Here is a 15467-nt window from a genome sequence, read left to right on the forward strand (position 1 = left end):
ATAGGCGAGGCAACGCCCTGGCAAGCCGGCTATCCTGCCGGGTTGGGAGGGCAACCTCGGTCTCATGAACGTCGTCTTTATCTCTCCTCACTTCCCGTCGCACTACATCCACTTCGTCCAGGCCCTGCGCGAGCGCGGGGTCAACGTGCTGGGAATTGGCGATGCACCGCACGACGCCCTGAAGCCGGAGCTGCGCAACGCGCTCAGCGAGTATTACTTCACGCCCAGCCTCGACAACCACGAGGCGCTCCTGCGGGCGGTGGGCTACCTCACCTGGCGCCATGGGCGCATCCACCGCATCGACTCGCTCAATGAGTCGTGGCTGGAGTCCGAGGCCCGGCTGCGCGCGGACTTCTTCGTCCCGGGGCTGCTGCCCGGGGACATCGCCCGGCTGCGCTCCAAGCTGGGCATGCATGATGTGTTCAAGAAGGCAGGGATTCCCCACCCGGACGCCATCCCCGCCACGGATGCGGCCCAGGTGAAGGCCTTCGCCCAGCGGGTGGGCTACCCGCTGGTGCTCAAGCCGGACGTGGGCGTGGGCGCGGCCCACACCTTCAAGGTGAAGAACGACGGCGAGGTGGAGGCCCTCTTCACCCAGCCCCTGCCCACGAGCTACGTGGCGCAGACCTTCGTCCAGGGCGCCATCGTCACCTATGACGGCATGGTGGACGCGGAGGGGCGCATCGTCTGCACCTTCAGCCACGAGTACAGCAACGGCATCATGGAGTCGGTCATCGAGCAGCGCGATACCGTCATCTGGAGCCTGCGGGACTTGCCCCCCGAGCTGGATGCCCTGGGCCGACGCATGGTGGAAGCGCTGGGGCTGCGCGAGCGCTGGTTCCACCTGGAGTTCTTCCGGCTCGACAACGGCAGCTTCGTGGCGCTCGAGGCCAACCTGCGTCCGCCCGGCAGCGTGCTGACGGACATGATGAACTACGCCTGTGACATCGATGTCTACCGGCTGTGGGCGCGCATGCTCACCGGCGAGTCCGTCACGCCCTTCCCGTACACGCGCAAGTACCACGTCTGCCACACCGCCCGGCGCGCCAGCCGCCGCTACCTGCACGCGCACCGGGAGGTGGTGTCGAAGCTGGGCGATGCGCTGCTCCAGCACCTGGAGATGCCCGCGGTGTTCCACAGCGCGCTGGGCAATGAAATCTACCTCACGCGCCACCAGAACCTGGACACCATGAAAGAGGCCGTCCGGCTCATCCAGATGACCTCTTGAGCGGGGCGGTGCGTCAGCTCAGCAGCCAGCGCATGGCGAGCGGCAGCCGGCGTTGCCAGTCCAGCTCGTGGTGGAGCCCCTCGGGTTCCAGCACGAGGAACAGCTCGTGGTCGGCGTACCCCAGGCGCTTGAGGTGGAAGTAGAAGTCGCGCGTCGCATCGCCGTAGCGCATCGGGTAGCCCACCGGATCGATGTTCTCGTGGACGCCGGCATCCAGGTAGATGCGGCTCCACTTGCCCGTGTGGCGCTTCCACTGCTCGAACATGCGGCCGTGGCCCCACATGACCGAGGGGGACATCCCGCCGATGCGGCCGTACAGCTCCGGGTGCGTCCAGCCCAGGTGCAGCGCCATCAGCCCGCCCAAGGACGAGCCCATGACGGCCGTCCACTCGGGCCCCTGGCGCGTCTTGTACTGGGAGTCGATGTACGGCTTGAGCGTCTCGACGGCGAAGCGGACGTATTCCCCGCCCCGTGCCACCACCTGGCTGCGGGGCTCGTCCCAGGGGGAGTACTCCGCGAGCCGGTGGAGCGTCGAGTCCACCGCGACGATGATCCACGGCTCCAGCCGGCCCTCGCCCACCAGGCGGTCCAGGGCCACGTTGGCACACCAGGTGTCGTAGATGGAGGATTCAGGGTGCGCGAAGACGTTCTGCCCGTCGTGCATGTAGAGCACGGGGTAGCGCCGGTCCGAGGACGCGTCGTAGCCGTCGGGCAGGTAGATGCGCAGCGTGCGGGCGAAGCCTTCCGCGGGGGAGGAGAAATCTCGGAGGATGTGGATGGAACCCATGGTGTCGTTCGACGGAACGCACCATACCTGACGGCTCCCCTTCCGGGGCCGCCGCTTTGGTGCAGTGCGTTGGTTTCCCCGGACGGGGGAGCCGTCACTCCTCGTCCGGAGGGGCCTCCATGTACTCGGGCGCCTGGATTCCCAGAAGCGCGAACGCGCTGCGCAGGGTCTGCTTGAGCGCGGCCACCAGCCCGAGCCGTCCCTGGGTCTTCTCCGCGTCGGCGCTGATGATGGGGTCCGTCTTGTACTTCGTGTAGTAGCTGTGGAAGTCGCTGATGAGTTCCTGGCAGAAGTAGAGCACGTGGTGGGGCTCCAGGCGCTCGGCGGCGCTGGCCACCACGTCCGGCAGCTGGCTCATCTTCTTGAGCATGGACAGCTCCTCGGGGAGCGTCAGGCGCGCCAGGTGGGCCTGCGTGAGCCCCTCCAGCCCCACGAACGGGGTGCCCTTCTCCTCGGCCTTCTTCAGGATGCTCGCGCACCGCGCGTGGCCATACTGGAAGTAGAAGACGGGGTTGTCCTTGGACTGCTTCTTCACCAGGTCCAGGTCGAAGTCGAACCGGGAGTTGGCCGTCTTCACCAGGAAGAGGAAGCGGCACACGTCGGCGCCCGCCTCCTGGATGAGGTCCTCCAGCTCGAACACCGTGCCCTTGCGCTTGCTGACTTTGACTTCCTCGCCCCCGCGGGTGATGCGCACGAGCTGCACGAGCAGGAACTCGAGCTTCTTGGTGTCCAGCCCCAGCAGCGCCATGCCCGCGTGGATGCGGGGTGTGTGCCCGGCGTGGTCCGCGCCGAGCACGTCGATGATGCGGTCGAAGCCGCGCTGGTACTTCTCCTGGTGATAGGCGAGGTCCGCCGTCAGGTACACCGGGGTGCCGTCGTGCCGCAGGATGATGCGGTCCTCGTCATCTCCATGCTGGCTGGTGCGCAGGAAGGTGCCGCCCCGCTGCCGGTCCGTGTACTGGGCCGCCTTGCTGTCCTCGTGGCGGACCTTCTCCCCCTGGCGCTCGGCCTCGGCGGCCTCGTAGGTGACGCCGCGCGCCTTGTACTGGTCGACGATGGCGTGCACCTTTCCCGCGGCGTGCAGCGAGGCCTCGCTGAAGAAGATGTCGTGGCGGATGCTCGCCTGCTCCAGCGTCTCGCGGATGGCCTTCAGGTTCTCGCGGATGCCCACCGCCATGGCCTCGGGCAGCCACTCGGACTCGGGGGCGTTCAGGTAGCGCTCGCCCACCGCCTCCTTCCAGGTCTTGGCGATGTCGATGACGTACGCGGCGGGGTACTCGCCCTCGGCCAGGTGTACCTGCTGGCCGAAGAGTTCCCGGTAGCGCTTGTGGACGGTGCGTCCCAGCGTCTCCACCTGCTTGCCGTAGTCATTGATGTAGAACTCGCGGGTAACGTCATGGCCCGCGGCCTCCAGCAGCCGCGACACCGCGTCGCCCATGAAGGCCCCGCGGGCGTGGCCGATGTGGACCGGGCCCGTGGGGTTGGCGGAGACGAACTCCACCATCACGCGCTTGCCCGTGGACTTGGGGGGCTGGTGGCCGAAGGTCTCCCCGGCCTGGAGCACCTCGCGCGCCACCTGCTGGTGGACCTGCTCCTTGAGCGTGAAGTTGAGGAAGCCGGGGCCCGCTACGTCCACCTTGGTGACGATGCCCTGCGGATCCACCAGCCCCTTCACGATGGCCTGGGCGATGTCGCGCGGGGGCTTGCCCTCGGACTTGGTGAGCATCATCGCCACGTTGACCGACCAGTCGCCGTGGGCCGGGTTTTTCGGGGCTTCCACGGTGTAGCCGGGCACCTGCTCCAGCTTGAGCGTGCCGGCGGTCTTGAGCGCCGCGAGCGTGTCGTTGATGAGGACGCGAACCTTCTGCCGCATGGGTACGTCTTCTCCAGCTCAGGAAATGAGGGGGCGCAATGTAGGGGGAATCCGTCCCCGCTTCACGGCTTCTCTCACGCTTCTGGTGGCTGGCGTACGCCTGACCCCTGCGCGGTGTAGGCGCCCTGCTCACTTCCGCTGGGCATCGTTCAGTCGCGCGGCTTGCAGCAGCAGGTAGTCCCGCTCTGGGAGGCTCGCCGTGAGGCGGGCGGCTTTCTGGTAGTGCGCGATCGCGGCCTCCGGCTCGCCTGCCCGCTCCAGCAGGTGGGCCCGGACGGCGTCGAGGCGGTGCGTCCCAGCGAGGCGTGCGTCGGCATCGAGCGCCTTCAGCCGCTCCAGCCCGGCGGCGGGGCCGTGCACCATGGCCGTGGCGACGGCGTGGTTGAGCGCCACCATGGGATTGTCGGCCATCCGCAGGAGCACCTCATAGAGGGCCAGGATCTGGGGCCAGTCCGTGTCCTCGGCCCGTGCCGCCTCGTCGTGCACGGCCGCGATGGCGGCTTGGACCTGGTAGGTGCCGATGGAGCCCTTTGACAGCGCCTCGGTGACGAGCGCCACGCCCTCGGCGATGGCCCGTGAATCCCAGAGCCGCCGGTCCTGGGCATCGAGGGGAATCAGCTCTCCCGAGGGACCGGTGCGTGCCGCGCGCCGCGCATCGGTCAGGAGCATGAGCGCCAGCAGCCCGGCCACCTCGCCGTCTTCTGGCAGAAAGCCACGGAGCAGGCGCAGCAGGCGCAGTGCCTCACCCGACAGGTCGATGCGTTGCAGCTCGGGGCCAGCGCTGGCCGTGTAGCCCTCGTTGAAGAGGAGGTAGAGCACATGCAGCACGGTGCCCAGCTGCTGGGCGCGTTCCTCTGGCGTGGGCATCTGGAACGGCACGCCGGAGGCCTGGATGCTCTGCTTGGCCCGGCTGATCCGCTGGGCCATCGTTGCCTCCGGGACGAGAAATGCCTTGGCGATCTCGGCCGTCGTCAGGCCTCCCACGGCCCGCAGGGTCAGCGCAATGGCGGAGGCCGGTGTGAGCACCGGGTGGCAGCACATGAAGAGCAGGACGAGGCTGTCGTCCCGCCCCGAGGCCCCGTCATGATCGGCGGCGAGGACGATCTGTAGCTCGGGGGGCACGAGGCTGACCACGAGCGCTTCACGGTGACGGCGGGCCGCCTCGGCCCGGGCCTGGTCGGCGATGCGCCGGGAGGCGACCTGGAGCAGCCAGGCGCGTGGCTCATGGGGAATGCCCTCGCGCGGCCACTGGAGCGCCGCGGCGATCAAGGCCTCCTGGACCGCGTCCTCCGCGGCCGCGAAGTCATGAAAGCGCCGGACCATGACGCCGAGCACCTGCGGCGCGAGGCCGCGCAGCAGGTGCTCGGTATGAGCCTCCAGGGACGGGGGCATCACGCCATGTCAGGGGGAGGGCCGCTCGGCACCTGCCGGACTTCGATCGCCATGTTGAGGGGCTTGCCATCGGGGCCGGGCGCGGCGGAGGCCTGCGCAGCAATCTCATAAGCGCGCTCGGGGCCCTCAACGTCCACGATCCAGAAACCGGCGAGGAACTCCTTGGACTCTGGGAACACGCCGTCGGTGATGGGCTTGCCGTCCTGCCCGGCGCGCACGCGCTTGGCCTGGTCGGGCCCAGCCAGGCCTTCGGCGGCCACCAATTCCCCCGAGGCGCCGAGCTGCTTGGCGAAATGGATCATGAAGGCGATGTGCGCCTTGAAGTCCTCCTGCCGCCACTGGGAGATCTGGTACGGCCCTGCGGACGGGGTGTGCATCATCAGCATGTACTTCATGGTCGGCTCCTGGTGAGCGCCAGCGCCCCGGGATGGAGTGGGCGGTCACAGGGAGGTCGGAGCCGGGCGCGGTTTCTCGACATCCTGCATGAAAAGAATCGATGGCCCCCGGCCGCCCGAAGAGCATGCGAGCGTCGTGCCAAGCCCCCAGGGCTTCTCGTCTAAACTACGGCTGCCAAGTCCGGAGAGTGGGTCGTTCGCCGAGGGGGGGAAGTGCTCAGGCCGAGTGGTTCAGACGGGAGTCATTCTCCAAGATGCCGGTGACCTGAAACCAGGGCGGCTCGGGATAGGGATTCTCCTCGATCCGCATTCCCAACCGGCGCATCACGCTGATCGAGGCGGTGTTGGTGCGTTCGGTGCCCGCGAGGATCCGGCCCAGCTTCAGGGTACCGAAGGCATGGTCCACCAGCGCGCGGGCGGCTTCCGTTGCATGGCCTTGACGCTGCTCGGAGGGGGAGAGCGCCCAGAAGAGTCCAACCTCCGCGGAGAACCGTGCTCCTTGCACCCCTCCCAGAGAGGGCAGCTGGCCAAAGGGGGCCAGCAGCGGCACGAGGCCCACGAGGCCCATGAAGCGGCCACTTTCCCGATGCACGATCGCCCGGTCTCCGTAAGGAGGTTGGTAGAGGAGCGCCAACTGCTCATAGTTGCGGACGGTCCATTCCAGCCACTCACGGCGCTGCTTCAGGTTCTCTTCCTCGCTCACCTCCTTGTTCGCCCAATCGATGTCCAGATAGAGCCGGTGGCAATCATTGAGGTCATCCCGCTGAAGCGGGCGAATTCGCAGTCTCTGTGTTTCCAATGTGGGCAGATGCATGTCGGTCCAGTCCCTCGGGGCAGTGCCTGCTGCGGCTCGCCGGCAGGACATACAGGACCGTTCGCTCAAGGCATAGGCTGCTTGCCGCGCCGCAGCCTTTTCTGTGACGGGCCCGCCGGGCGGCTACTCGCGAATCCTGCTCAGGAGGGATCCTATCATTGCCTCCACCTGGAACTGCCCAGTACCCTGCGCTCCAACACACCATGAATTCACTTCTCAGCCGAGCACCGTCCGCGCGTCACGAGACCTTGGCCGATGTCCTCCGGGGGTGGAGCGAGCGTCAGCCGGACGCCCTGGCCTACACCTTCCTGGTGGACGGCGAGCGTGAGGAACTCCAGATCACGTATGGACAGCTCGACCGCAAGGCCCGCACCATCGCCAACGTGCTTCGGACCCGGCTTCCCGCCGGTGGGCGGGCGCTGCTGGTCTATCCTCCGGGCCTGGAGTTCATTGCGGCGTTCTACGGCTGCCTTTACGCGGGTAGGGTGGCGGTGCCCGTCTTCCCCCCCCTGCCAGGCAAATCCCCCGCGGGGCTCGAGCGAGTGGCCGCGGACTCAGGTGCAGCCGTGGCCCTCACCACCTCGGCCATTCTGGGATTCGCCGAACCGCTGCTGGGGTCCTCGGAGGTGCTCAAGACGCTGGCGTGGCTGAGTACCGATGACCTGGAGGACGACAGCGCCCGCTGGCATCGGCCCGAGATCGAGGGCCGCTCAGTGGCTTTTCTCCAATACACCTCGGGCTCCACCCGCGCTCCCAAGGGGGTGCGCGTCACTCACGACAACCTCATGGTGCAGGAGGACTTCATCCGCAAGGCCTTCGGGCACGGGGAGAAGACGGTCGTCGTGGGGTGGCTGCCGCTCTACCACGACATGGGGCTCATCGGGAATGTGCTTCAACCCATGTATCTGGGGGGGCACTGCGTCCTGATGTCGCCGTTTGATTTCCTCGGCTCGCCCCTGCGGTGGCTGGAGGCCATCTCGCGCTACCGGGCGACCACGAGTGGGGGGCCAAACTTCGCCTACGAGCTGTGCGTGCGCAGATTTCAGCCCGAGCGGGCGGCGGCGCTCGACCTGAGCTGCTGGCAGGTGGCCTATAACGGCGCGGAGCCCTTGCGTGCCGCGACCCTGGAGCGCTTCGCCCGGGCCTATGCTCCCTCCGGCTTCCGCGAGAACAGCTTTCTGCCGTGCTACGGCCTCGCCGAGGCGACGCTCGCCGTGTCCGCGGGCCGCCCGGTGTTCGTCAGCTTTGATCGGCGGGCGCTGGAGCGGCGTGAGGCCCTGGCGCTTCCGGCGGGCTCTCCGGAAGCTGTGACCCTCGTGAGCAGTGGCAGTTTGATGCTGGGCGACGTCCGGGTGGTCGAGCCGGAGACGCGGGTGCCATGCGCCCCGGGCGGCATTGGGGAGATCTGGATCTCCAATGCCTGCGTCGCCGATTCCTACTGGCAGTCCGCCGAGAGCGCGGCCACCTTCGAGGCGCGTTTGGCGAGCGGGGAGGGGCCCTACCTGCGCACCGGAGACCTGGGCTTTCTGCGCGCCGGCGAGCTCTTTGTCGTGGGAAGGCTCAAGGACATGCTCATCGTCCACGGGCGTAACCACTACGCGAATGATCTCGAGGCCACGGCCGAGTCCAGCTATCCGGGATTGCGCTCGGGATGTGGGGCCGCGTTCGGGCTGGAGCGTGACGGAGAGGAGCAGGTGGTCATCGTCCAGGAGGTGGCCGATCCGGCCACCTCGAATGCCGCCGAGGCGGCGGAGGCAATCCGCCAAGCCATCACCACCACCCATGCCATCCCGGTGGCGGCCGTCGTGCTCATCGAGCCCAAGAGCATCCTCAAAACGTCCAGTGGGAAGATCCGGCGGCAGGACTGCAAGAAGGCCTTCCTCGCGGGCACGCTCAAGGCCGTGGGCGAACTGCGCTTCGATGCGCACGAGGCCAGCGTGGCCCAGGAGGCTCCCGGTACCGAGACGGAGCAGGTCATCGCCGGCATCTGGGCGGAGCTGCTTGGGCTGCGCGTCGAGCAGGTAGGCCCCGGAGCCAGCTTCTACGCACTGGGCGGTGATTCCGTGCTCGCCGCGCAGTCGGTCAACCGGCTCGGGGAAGTGTTTCAGGTTCAGATCAGTCTGGAGGAGGCGATGGCGGACCTGACCGTGCGAGGACTGGCCCGCGCGGTGGATGCTCAGTTGTTGCGCAAGCTGGAGGGGTTGTCGGACTCCGAGGCCGAGGCACTGCTGGCGCGCATGAGCAAGGTCCAGGGCTCGTGAGCCGCGGCGGCCGGAGGACCGGGTGAGCCTGATTGCGTTCCTCCTGCGCCGGGCCCCGGCCGGGGTACTGCTCTCGGCCTTGGCCGGGCTGGTCTCGGGGCTCATGACCGCCGGGCTGCTGGCCCTCGTGGGGCGTTGGGCCTCCCGTCCGGAGCCGGGGGGCCTTGCGTTGGAGGTCTTCTTCGCCCTGTGCGGCGCGATGTTCCTGACGAAGGTGGCCTCGGAGCAGCTCTTCATCCGGAGTTCGCTGAAGGCGGTCTTCGACCTGCGGATGCAACTGGGCCGTCATCTGCTGGCCGCCCCCCTGCGCCAGCTCGAAGAGGTAGGGCCTGCCCGGCTGTTGTCGGCCCTCACCGAGGACGTCACGCTCATTGCTCAGGCGCTGTCCTTCGTCTCCTCGCTGGTGGTGAACCTCGTGCTGGTGGCGGCCTGCCTGCTCATCCTGGGCATGGTGTCCCTTCCTTTGCTGATGGTCCTGTCGCTCGTCCTGGCGCTGGGGACCGTCACCTACCGGGCGCTTGCATCCGAGGGCGTCCGCCGCTTCGAGGAGGCCCATCGGTCCCAGGGGATCCTGCACGAGCACCTGCGCGCGCTCGTCGCGGGCAGCAAGCAGCTCAAGCTCCATGCGGGCCGGCGCGAGGCCTTTCTCCTGGGCCGGTTCGGGGACAACGTGCGTGCCCTGCGCGACCAGCTCTGGGCTGCCATCCGCCTGTTCGTGGCCGGAGGACAGTGGGGCTCGCTGCTGTTCCTGGGGAGCATTGGCCTGGTGCTCTTCGTGGCACCCCGGGCAGGCTGGGTGGAGCCCCCGGTCAGGGCCGCGGCCACCGTCACGCTCTTGTACCTGATGCTGCCACTCGGAGAGGTGCTGCTCGCCGTGCATCAACTTTCGCGTGCTTCCGTGGCGCTGGACAGCCTTGAGCGGCTCGGCCTGTCGCCGGCCCCGTCCGCAGGCGCGCCTCCGCCCCCCGTGCCTGGCGCATCGTGGCGGCGGCTCGAACTTCGCGGGGTGTCACACGGGTACGTTCAGGGGGGCGAGCGCACCTTCGTTCTCGGCCCCATCGATTTCACCCTGCACCCGGGCGAGGTCGTCTTCATCGCTGGCGGCAACGGCAGCGGCAAGTCGACGTTGCTCAAGCTCCTCACCGGCCTTTACCGTCCCGAGAGCGGCGAGATCGTCTTGGATGGCCGGCTCATCACTGATGCGGATCTCGAATGGTACCAGCAACACTTCTCGGCCGTCTTCTCTGACCACCACCTCTTCGATGGCCTCTACGGAATCAGCGGCCCTTCACTGGAGGAGGAGGCGCGCACGCATCTGACCCGGCTGGGGCTTGAGGGAGAGGTGCGGCTGCATGGGCGCCACTTCTCGACGACGCAGCTCTCGCAAGGGCAGCGCAAGCGCTTGGCCTTGCTCGTCTCCCTCCTTGAGGACAAGCCCCTCGCCGTCTACGACGAGCCCGCCGCCGAGCTGGCTCCAGGCTTCAAGGATTTCTTTTACCGGCAGCTCGTCCCAGAGCTGAAGGCGCGCGGCAAGGGCGTGCTGATTGTCACCCACGACGACCGTTATTTCGCCAACGCGGATCGCGTCCTGACACTCGAGAATGGACGTTTTCGCGAAGCATCGATCGCATCCCCAGCGAGGCAGTGACCCATGAACGTGAATGATCCCGGAAGGGTGCTCATTCTTGGTGCCGGACCCACCGGTCTTGGAGCGGCCTACCGGCTCCAGGAGTTGGGCATGACGGACTTCCAACTGCTCGAGCAGGGCCCCGGTCCCGGCGGACTCGCGGCGAGCCACGTGGATTCCCAGGGCTTCACCTGGGATCTGGGCGGCCATGTGCAATTCAGCCACTACGCCTATTACGACTCCGTCCTGGAACTGGCGCTCAAGGAGTGGCTCTGGCACGAGCGCGAGTCGTGGGTATGGCTCAAGGAGCGGTTCATTCCCTATCCCTTCCAGAACAACATCCACAGACTGGATGCGCAGGACCGGGAGCGGGTGCTCGACGGCTTGCGGCACGCCGCCCGGTCCCGCGTGAGCGGCGTGCCGCCTGCACACTTCGGGGAGTGGCTCGAGCGCAACTTCGGCCGGGCGCTCTGCGACCTCTTCATGTCCCCGTACAACACCAAGGTCTGGGGCTGCCCGCCCTCCGCCATGGGGGTGGGCTGGATGGGCGAGCGGGTGGCCGTCCCGGACCTGGAGCGCATCGAGCGCAACATCCGTGAGCAGCGGGACGATGTCTCCTGGGGGCCCAACAACCGCTTCCGCTTCCCGCTGCGCGGCGGCACGGGCGCCATCTGGAAGGGGGTTGTCGGCCTGATCGGTCCGGAACATCTGTCCGCCGGGTGTCATGTTGTGCGGCTCGAACTCGACGCGCGGGTGGCCGTCCTGGAGGACGGCAGGCGCTTGGGCTACGACACGCTCATCTCCACGCTGCCCATTGATGTCCTCTCGCGCATTTGCGAGCCGCTGCCGCCCGAGGTCCGGCGGGCGGGGAGCCAGATGCGCTACAGCTCCGTGCACGTGCTCGGCGTGGGCCTCCGGCATGGCAAGCCGGAGAGCCTCACGAACAAGTGCTGGATGTACTTCCCCGAGGAACACAGCCCCTATTACCGGGTGACGGTGTTCTCGAACTACTCGCCGCACCTCGTGCCCGAGGGGGACGGCTACTGGTCCCTCATGGCCGAGGTCTGCGAGTCCGCGGACCGGCCGCTGCCCGCGCGCGGCCTGATGGAATGGACGGTGGACGCCATGCGGCGCGATGCGCTGATCTCACCCGGTGCCGAAGTGGTGAGCCGTTGGCACATGCGCCTGGAGCACGGCTACCCCACGCCCTTCACCGGCCGTGACGAGGTTCTCGCCCAGATCCACCCGGCGCTGGAGGCCCGGCGCGTGTACTCACGCGGGCGGTTCGGCGGTTGGAAGTACGAGGCTGGCAACCAGGACCATTCCTTCATGCAGGGCGTGGAGCTCGCGGACCGGCTCATGCTGGGCAAACCCGAGGTGACCTACCCGGACCCAAACCGGGCCAACTCCGGCATCTTTCTGGCGAAGGGCTGAGGGCAGGGCTCAAGCGCTGCGGCGGCGAGCGATGAGCCGGTGGAAGAAGTCCACGAGCGGTGGCAGCTGGTCATCGAAGCAGAAGGTGCTTCGGGCCTCACGCATGTTGCGAGACAGTTGCTGGAGCCGTGGCCGGTCGCGCAGCTGCCGCGCCAGGTCCGCTCCGTTGTTGACGAAGATGCCCACGTCGAGCCGCCGGGCCAGCGTGTCGAGGGCTACCCGCGAGTGGCTGTTGTCCCTGAGGATCCACGGCAAGCCCGCCGAAGCGTAGGTTCCCAGGCGCGCCGGCAGGTTGAGGTCGATCCAGTCCGCGCGGCGCAGCTCTCCCTGGTTGGAGCTCGTGAAGATGTGACACCAGGCGGCGTCATACTGGGAGAGCACGCGCACCCAGTCCGCCGGGCCCACGGGGGGGTGCGTGTGGACCAACCCGCTCGCCCTGAGTTGATCGAGGAACTCCCGGGGCGCGTTCTGGAAGAAGGCTCCTCCGTACAGGTGCACATGGATGCCTGCCTGGAGAATGGACATGACGAACTCGCCGGCCTTGGCGCTTTCGCGAGGATCCAGGCCGAGGGGGCGGCCCGTGCACACGGTGTGTAGCTGTCCATCCTGGTCCGACAGCTTCGGCGCCCATTCGTCCGTCATCCATTCCCGCTTGACCAGGTCTCCGTCCTGGATGAGGACGTTGTCGCGCTGGAGCATCCCATCCGTGGCGTACTGGTACCACTCGAAGGACTCCTCATTGATGAGGATCTGCCCGTCGCTCTGGGAGAGCACGCGCATCAGCGTCGGCCAGAGCCCCCGCTGGTAGCAAAAGAACGGTGCCTCCTTGAAGTGGAACGCCATGGGGATGCCCAGCCGCGCGTCCAGCACGGTGTCAATCAGGGGCAGGGCCTGCCAGTTCAGCAGGGCGTAGATGATGTCGGGCTGAATCTCCCGCACCCGCTCGCGCCAGCGCGAGTCGGCGGGGATGTTCTCGATGTGGCCATACGCGGTGGTGCCCGCCGTGTCCCAGATCTCCGCGCGCGACCACAAGGCAGACAGCGTGTGGCCTTGCTCCTCGAACGCGAGGATCCGCTCGGCGTTGAAACCGAGCTCTCCCACCAGGAGGATCTTCAGCCCCCGGCGTGCAGGCGGCGGGCGGGGCGTGCGCCAGCGCGCATAGGCCACGCGCTCGTCCACGGGGAAGCCCCGGGAAGGCTGCCAGTTGAGGGCCTCGCCCTGGGCGATGCCGTAGTGCTCACGGTAACGCGACAGCCCGCCCTGCAGGACGTTGAGGATGAGGTTGCTGTGGTTCTCCGTGTGCAGCACCCGCTCGCAGCTGACAGCGCCCGAGTAGGCGAAGCGGGCGCCTCGCGACAGCAAGCCCCGCCAGAAGTTGGCCTCGAGCCGGTCGGAGACAATCTCCGAGCGTGGCGGCCAGTGCTGCGCTGATTCCAGGGTTCGCCGGTGCATCACCTGGACCAGCGCCAGCAAGTTGTTGTCCTCGGGCTGATCGCTTACCCGCTCGAGGACATCCGCCTCGGTGTTCTCCGGCACGGAGCCCAGGAGCGTGGGCTCATGGCGGTCGTTCGTCCAGTACTGGCCCCGGCCGATCTGGTCGCTGTACGCGGAGCGGACGGTCCAGTGCACGCCGCCATAGGCCAGGTAGATGTCCGGGCGCGCATCGAGCACTGCCGCCAGCCGCTCCAGGTGCTCTGGGTAGTACACGTCGTCAGACGGCAGGTATGCGATGTACTGGCCGTGCGCCATGGATGCCGCCAGGCCCAGCGCATGGCCCAGCCCGCTGTTGCGCTCCAGGCGGTGGTAGCGGATGCGTGGCTCGCCGAGGTAGGGCTGAAGCACCTGCTGCGTGTCATCATCGGAGCCGTCATCCAAGATGATGAGTTCCCAGTCCTGGAAGCGTTGAGCGCGCAGTCCCTCCAGTGCCCGGCGAATGAAGGACGACTGGCGGTACGTCGGCATCAGAATCGAAACGCGAGGCGTTGGGGCCGTTTGCATGCGCCGCAGCCTAATGGACAGGACCCAGAAGGGTGAAGAAGCGCTCAGGAGCGCTCATGCAGTGCTCCGTCCACCAGTTCCAGGAGGCGGTCGGCCAGATGGAAGTAGCGGTCATCGTGGCTGATGACCAGCAGGGTCTTGCCCTGCGCCCGCAGGGCCGGGAGGATGTGCTCGTAGAAGGTCTGCTTGAACACCGGATCTTGCTCGGCGGCCCACTCGTCGAGCACGTAGAGGGGCCGGTCTTCCACCAGCGCGGCGGCGAGGGCGAGCCGCTTGCGCTGGCCTTGAGACAGCGCCGTGGTGGAGAAAGTCCCCCCGCGCACGCTCACTTTGGACTCCACGCCGAGAAGGGCCAGGTACTCGCGTGCCCGGGTGTCGAGCGCCGCGTCGCGCGCATGGAGATCCTCGAACAGGTAGTGGTCCGAGAAGACCACCGAGAAGTGTTGCCGGTACCACTCGCGGTTGTTGGCGGTGATGCGCTCGCCATCCAATGCGATGTGTCCGGCATCCGGGATGTAGAGGCCGGTGAGGATCTTCCCCAAGGTCGATTTGCCGTGGCCGTTGCCTCCCACGAGGAAGACCAGCTCGCCAGGGCGTAGCACGAGATCGAGGGGGCCGAGCTGGAAGCCTCGCTCCCGGGCTTCAGGATGGCGCAGTTGGATGCCGCGCAGCTCCAGCTGGCGCCAGGCGAGGCGAGCCGGGGATGTGAGCGGCCGGGCTTCGGGCGCCGCGTGCTCCAGCGCGGCTTCAATGCGCCGCAGGTTTCGCAGCGAAACCTGCGCCTGCGCGAGCAGGGGCAGGCCGGAGAGTGCGCGCCGGAGCGGCTCCAACGCGAACATGAGCACCATCAAAGCCATGGGCAGCACGCTCTCGCGGACTCCGGGAAGACGTCCACCCAGGGAGATGAGCAGTCCGAGGCTGATGAAAAAGAGCAGTTGGGAGCCCGCATCCGCGGCCGCGTACCACCCGCGCGCCCGCTGCAGGTGCGCCCGGGCACGCTCGGCGGCGGGCTCCACCGCCATCGAAAAGAAGTCGTCGCGGCTGGCCCGGCTCAGCTTGAGCTGCCGGCTGCCCTCCGTCAGCCCTTGTAGGGCGTGGTGCAGGGCCTCATTGGCACCGTGGGCGAGCTTGAGCCGGGACTGGGCCCGGCTCATCACCCACCGCCAGAGCCCGGCGCCCCCGATGCCGAGCAGCAAAAGCAGTCCCAGGAGGCCCGGTGACAGCAGGGCCAGGTAGAGCACGCATGCGAGCAGGAAAAGGGCGGTCATCAGGAGGACGCATGCGTGGGGCACGCCTTGCGAGATGTGGATGACATCGTCCGTCACGGAAGCGAGCAGCGTGGGGGCGCCGAGTGCCTCGATGGCTTGAATGGGCGCGGCGGCGAGGCGGCGGGCGAGGCGCTGGCGCAGCGAGTGAACCAGCTCCAAGGTGCTCCGCTGGATGTAGAACTCCGAGAGGAGCCGGGTGCCGGTGGAGACGGCACACAGGCCCGCGAATGCCCATCCGCTCCACGCCGGGGGCTCGGGGGTGGCAAGCGCCTGGTGGATGAGCTCGAGCAAGCCTGCCGTGGCCGCACCGGCCACCAGTCCGCCCAGGGTGGAGAGCAGCACTTGCCGCCGGGATTCGCCGAGGAGCAGCCGGAGCATGTCCAGGCCAGG

At 67.7% G+C, this 15467-nt stretch carries 11 protein-coding genes; 4 read left to right on the forward strand and 7 right to left on the reverse strand.

The features are described from left to right. Positions 1–64 precede the first annotated feature (64 nt). Positions 65–1228, forward strand: coding sequence for an ATP-grasp domain-containing protein (locus KY661_RS01630; protein ID WP_225408502.1), 1164 nt, complete (start codon positions 65–67; stop codon positions 1226–1228). 13 nt (positions 1229–1241) lie between these two features. On the opposite strand, the gene KY661_RS01635 is transcribed toward KY661_RS01630, so the two are convergent. From KY661_RS01635 to KY661_RS01655, 5 genes are all read right to left on the reverse strand, one after another. Beyond that, entirely contained in the window at positions 1242–2015 is a 774-nt protein-coding gene (locus tag KY661_RS01635) for an alpha/beta hydrolase (protein ID WP_225408503.1), read from the reverse strand. Between the two features lie 94 nt (positions 2016–2109). Beyond that, a complete protein-coding gene (locus KY661_RS01640; RefSeq protein ID WP_225408504.1) occupies positions 2110–3888 on the reverse strand; it encodes an arginine--tRNA ligase in 1779 nt (592 codons plus the stop codon). Positions 3889–4017: 129 nt separating this feature from the next. Next, positions 4018–5280, reverse strand: coding sequence for an RNA polymerase sigma factor (locus KY661_RS01645; protein ID WP_225409164.1), 1263 nt, complete (start codon positions 5278–5280; stop codon positions 4018–4020). After that, the gene (locus tag KY661_RS01650; protein WP_225408505.1) at positions 5280–5675 is read right to left on the reverse strand and encodes a YciI family protein; all 396 of its coding nucleotides are present in this window, start codon (positions 5673–5675) and stop codon (positions 5280–5282) included. Before KY661_RS01650 ends, KY661_RS01645 begins: the two co-directional genes overlap by 1 nt. Positions 5676–5892: 217 nt before the next feature. Further along, positions 5893–6489 carry a GNAT family N-acetyltransferase gene (locus tag KY661_RS01655; protein WP_225408506.1) on the reverse strand — a complete coding sequence of 199 codons (597 nt, stop codon included), beginning with the start codon at positions 6487–6489 and terminating at the stop codon, positions 5893–5895. A 248-nt stretch (positions 6490–6737) separates the two neighbouring features. Between KY661_RS01655 and KY661_RS01660 the strand changes: the two genes are divergently transcribed. The 3 genes from KY661_RS01660 to KY661_RS01670 are packed head-to-tail and all read left to right on the forward strand — an operon-like array spanning position 6738 to position 11811. After that, positions 6738–8750, forward strand: a complete 2013-nt coding sequence (locus KY661_RS01660; protein ID WP_225408507.1) for a fatty acyl-AMP ligase — start codon at positions 6738–6740, stop codon at positions 8748–8750. Positions 8751–8772: 22 nt separating this feature from the next. Then, positions 8773–10398 (forward strand): cyclic peptide export ABC transporter, encoded by a 1626-nt coding sequence (locus KY661_RS01665; protein WP_225408508.1) that lies wholly within the window; start codon positions 8773–8775, stop codon positions 10396–10398. A gap of 3 nt (positions 10399–10401) precedes the next feature. Beyond that, on the forward strand, positions 10402–11811 hold the full coding sequence (locus KY661_RS01670; protein WP_225408509.1) for a protoporphyrinogen/coproporphyrinogen oxidase: 1410 nt from the start codon (positions 10402–10404) through the stop codon (positions 11809–11811). Positions 11812–11820: 9 nt separating this feature from the next. Here the strand turns inward: KY661_RS01670 and KY661_RS01675 are convergent, their stop codons facing one another. Both KY661_RS01675 and KY661_RS01680 read right to left on the reverse strand, forming a co-directional pair. Then, positions 11821–13773 carry a glycosyltransferase family 2 protein gene (locus KY661_RS01675; protein WP_398577125.1) on the reverse strand — a complete coding sequence of 651 codons (1953 nt, stop codon included), beginning with the start codon at positions 13771–13773 and terminating at the stop codon, positions 11821–11823. A gap of 80 nt (positions 13774–13853) precedes the next feature. Beyond that, positions 13854–15455 carry a cyclic peptide export ABC transporter gene (locus tag KY661_RS01680; protein WP_225408511.1) on the reverse strand — a complete coding sequence of 534 codons (1602 nt, stop codon included), beginning with the start codon at positions 15453–15455 and terminating at the stop codon, positions 13854–13856. Between the last annotated feature and the right edge of the window lie 12 nt (positions 15456–15467).

The sequence above is a fragment of the Allostigmatella hybrida genome (genome assembly GCF_020103775.1).
Lineage (GTDB): Bacteria > Myxococcota > Myxococcia > Myxococcales > Myxococcaceae > Hyalangium > Hyalangium aurantiaca.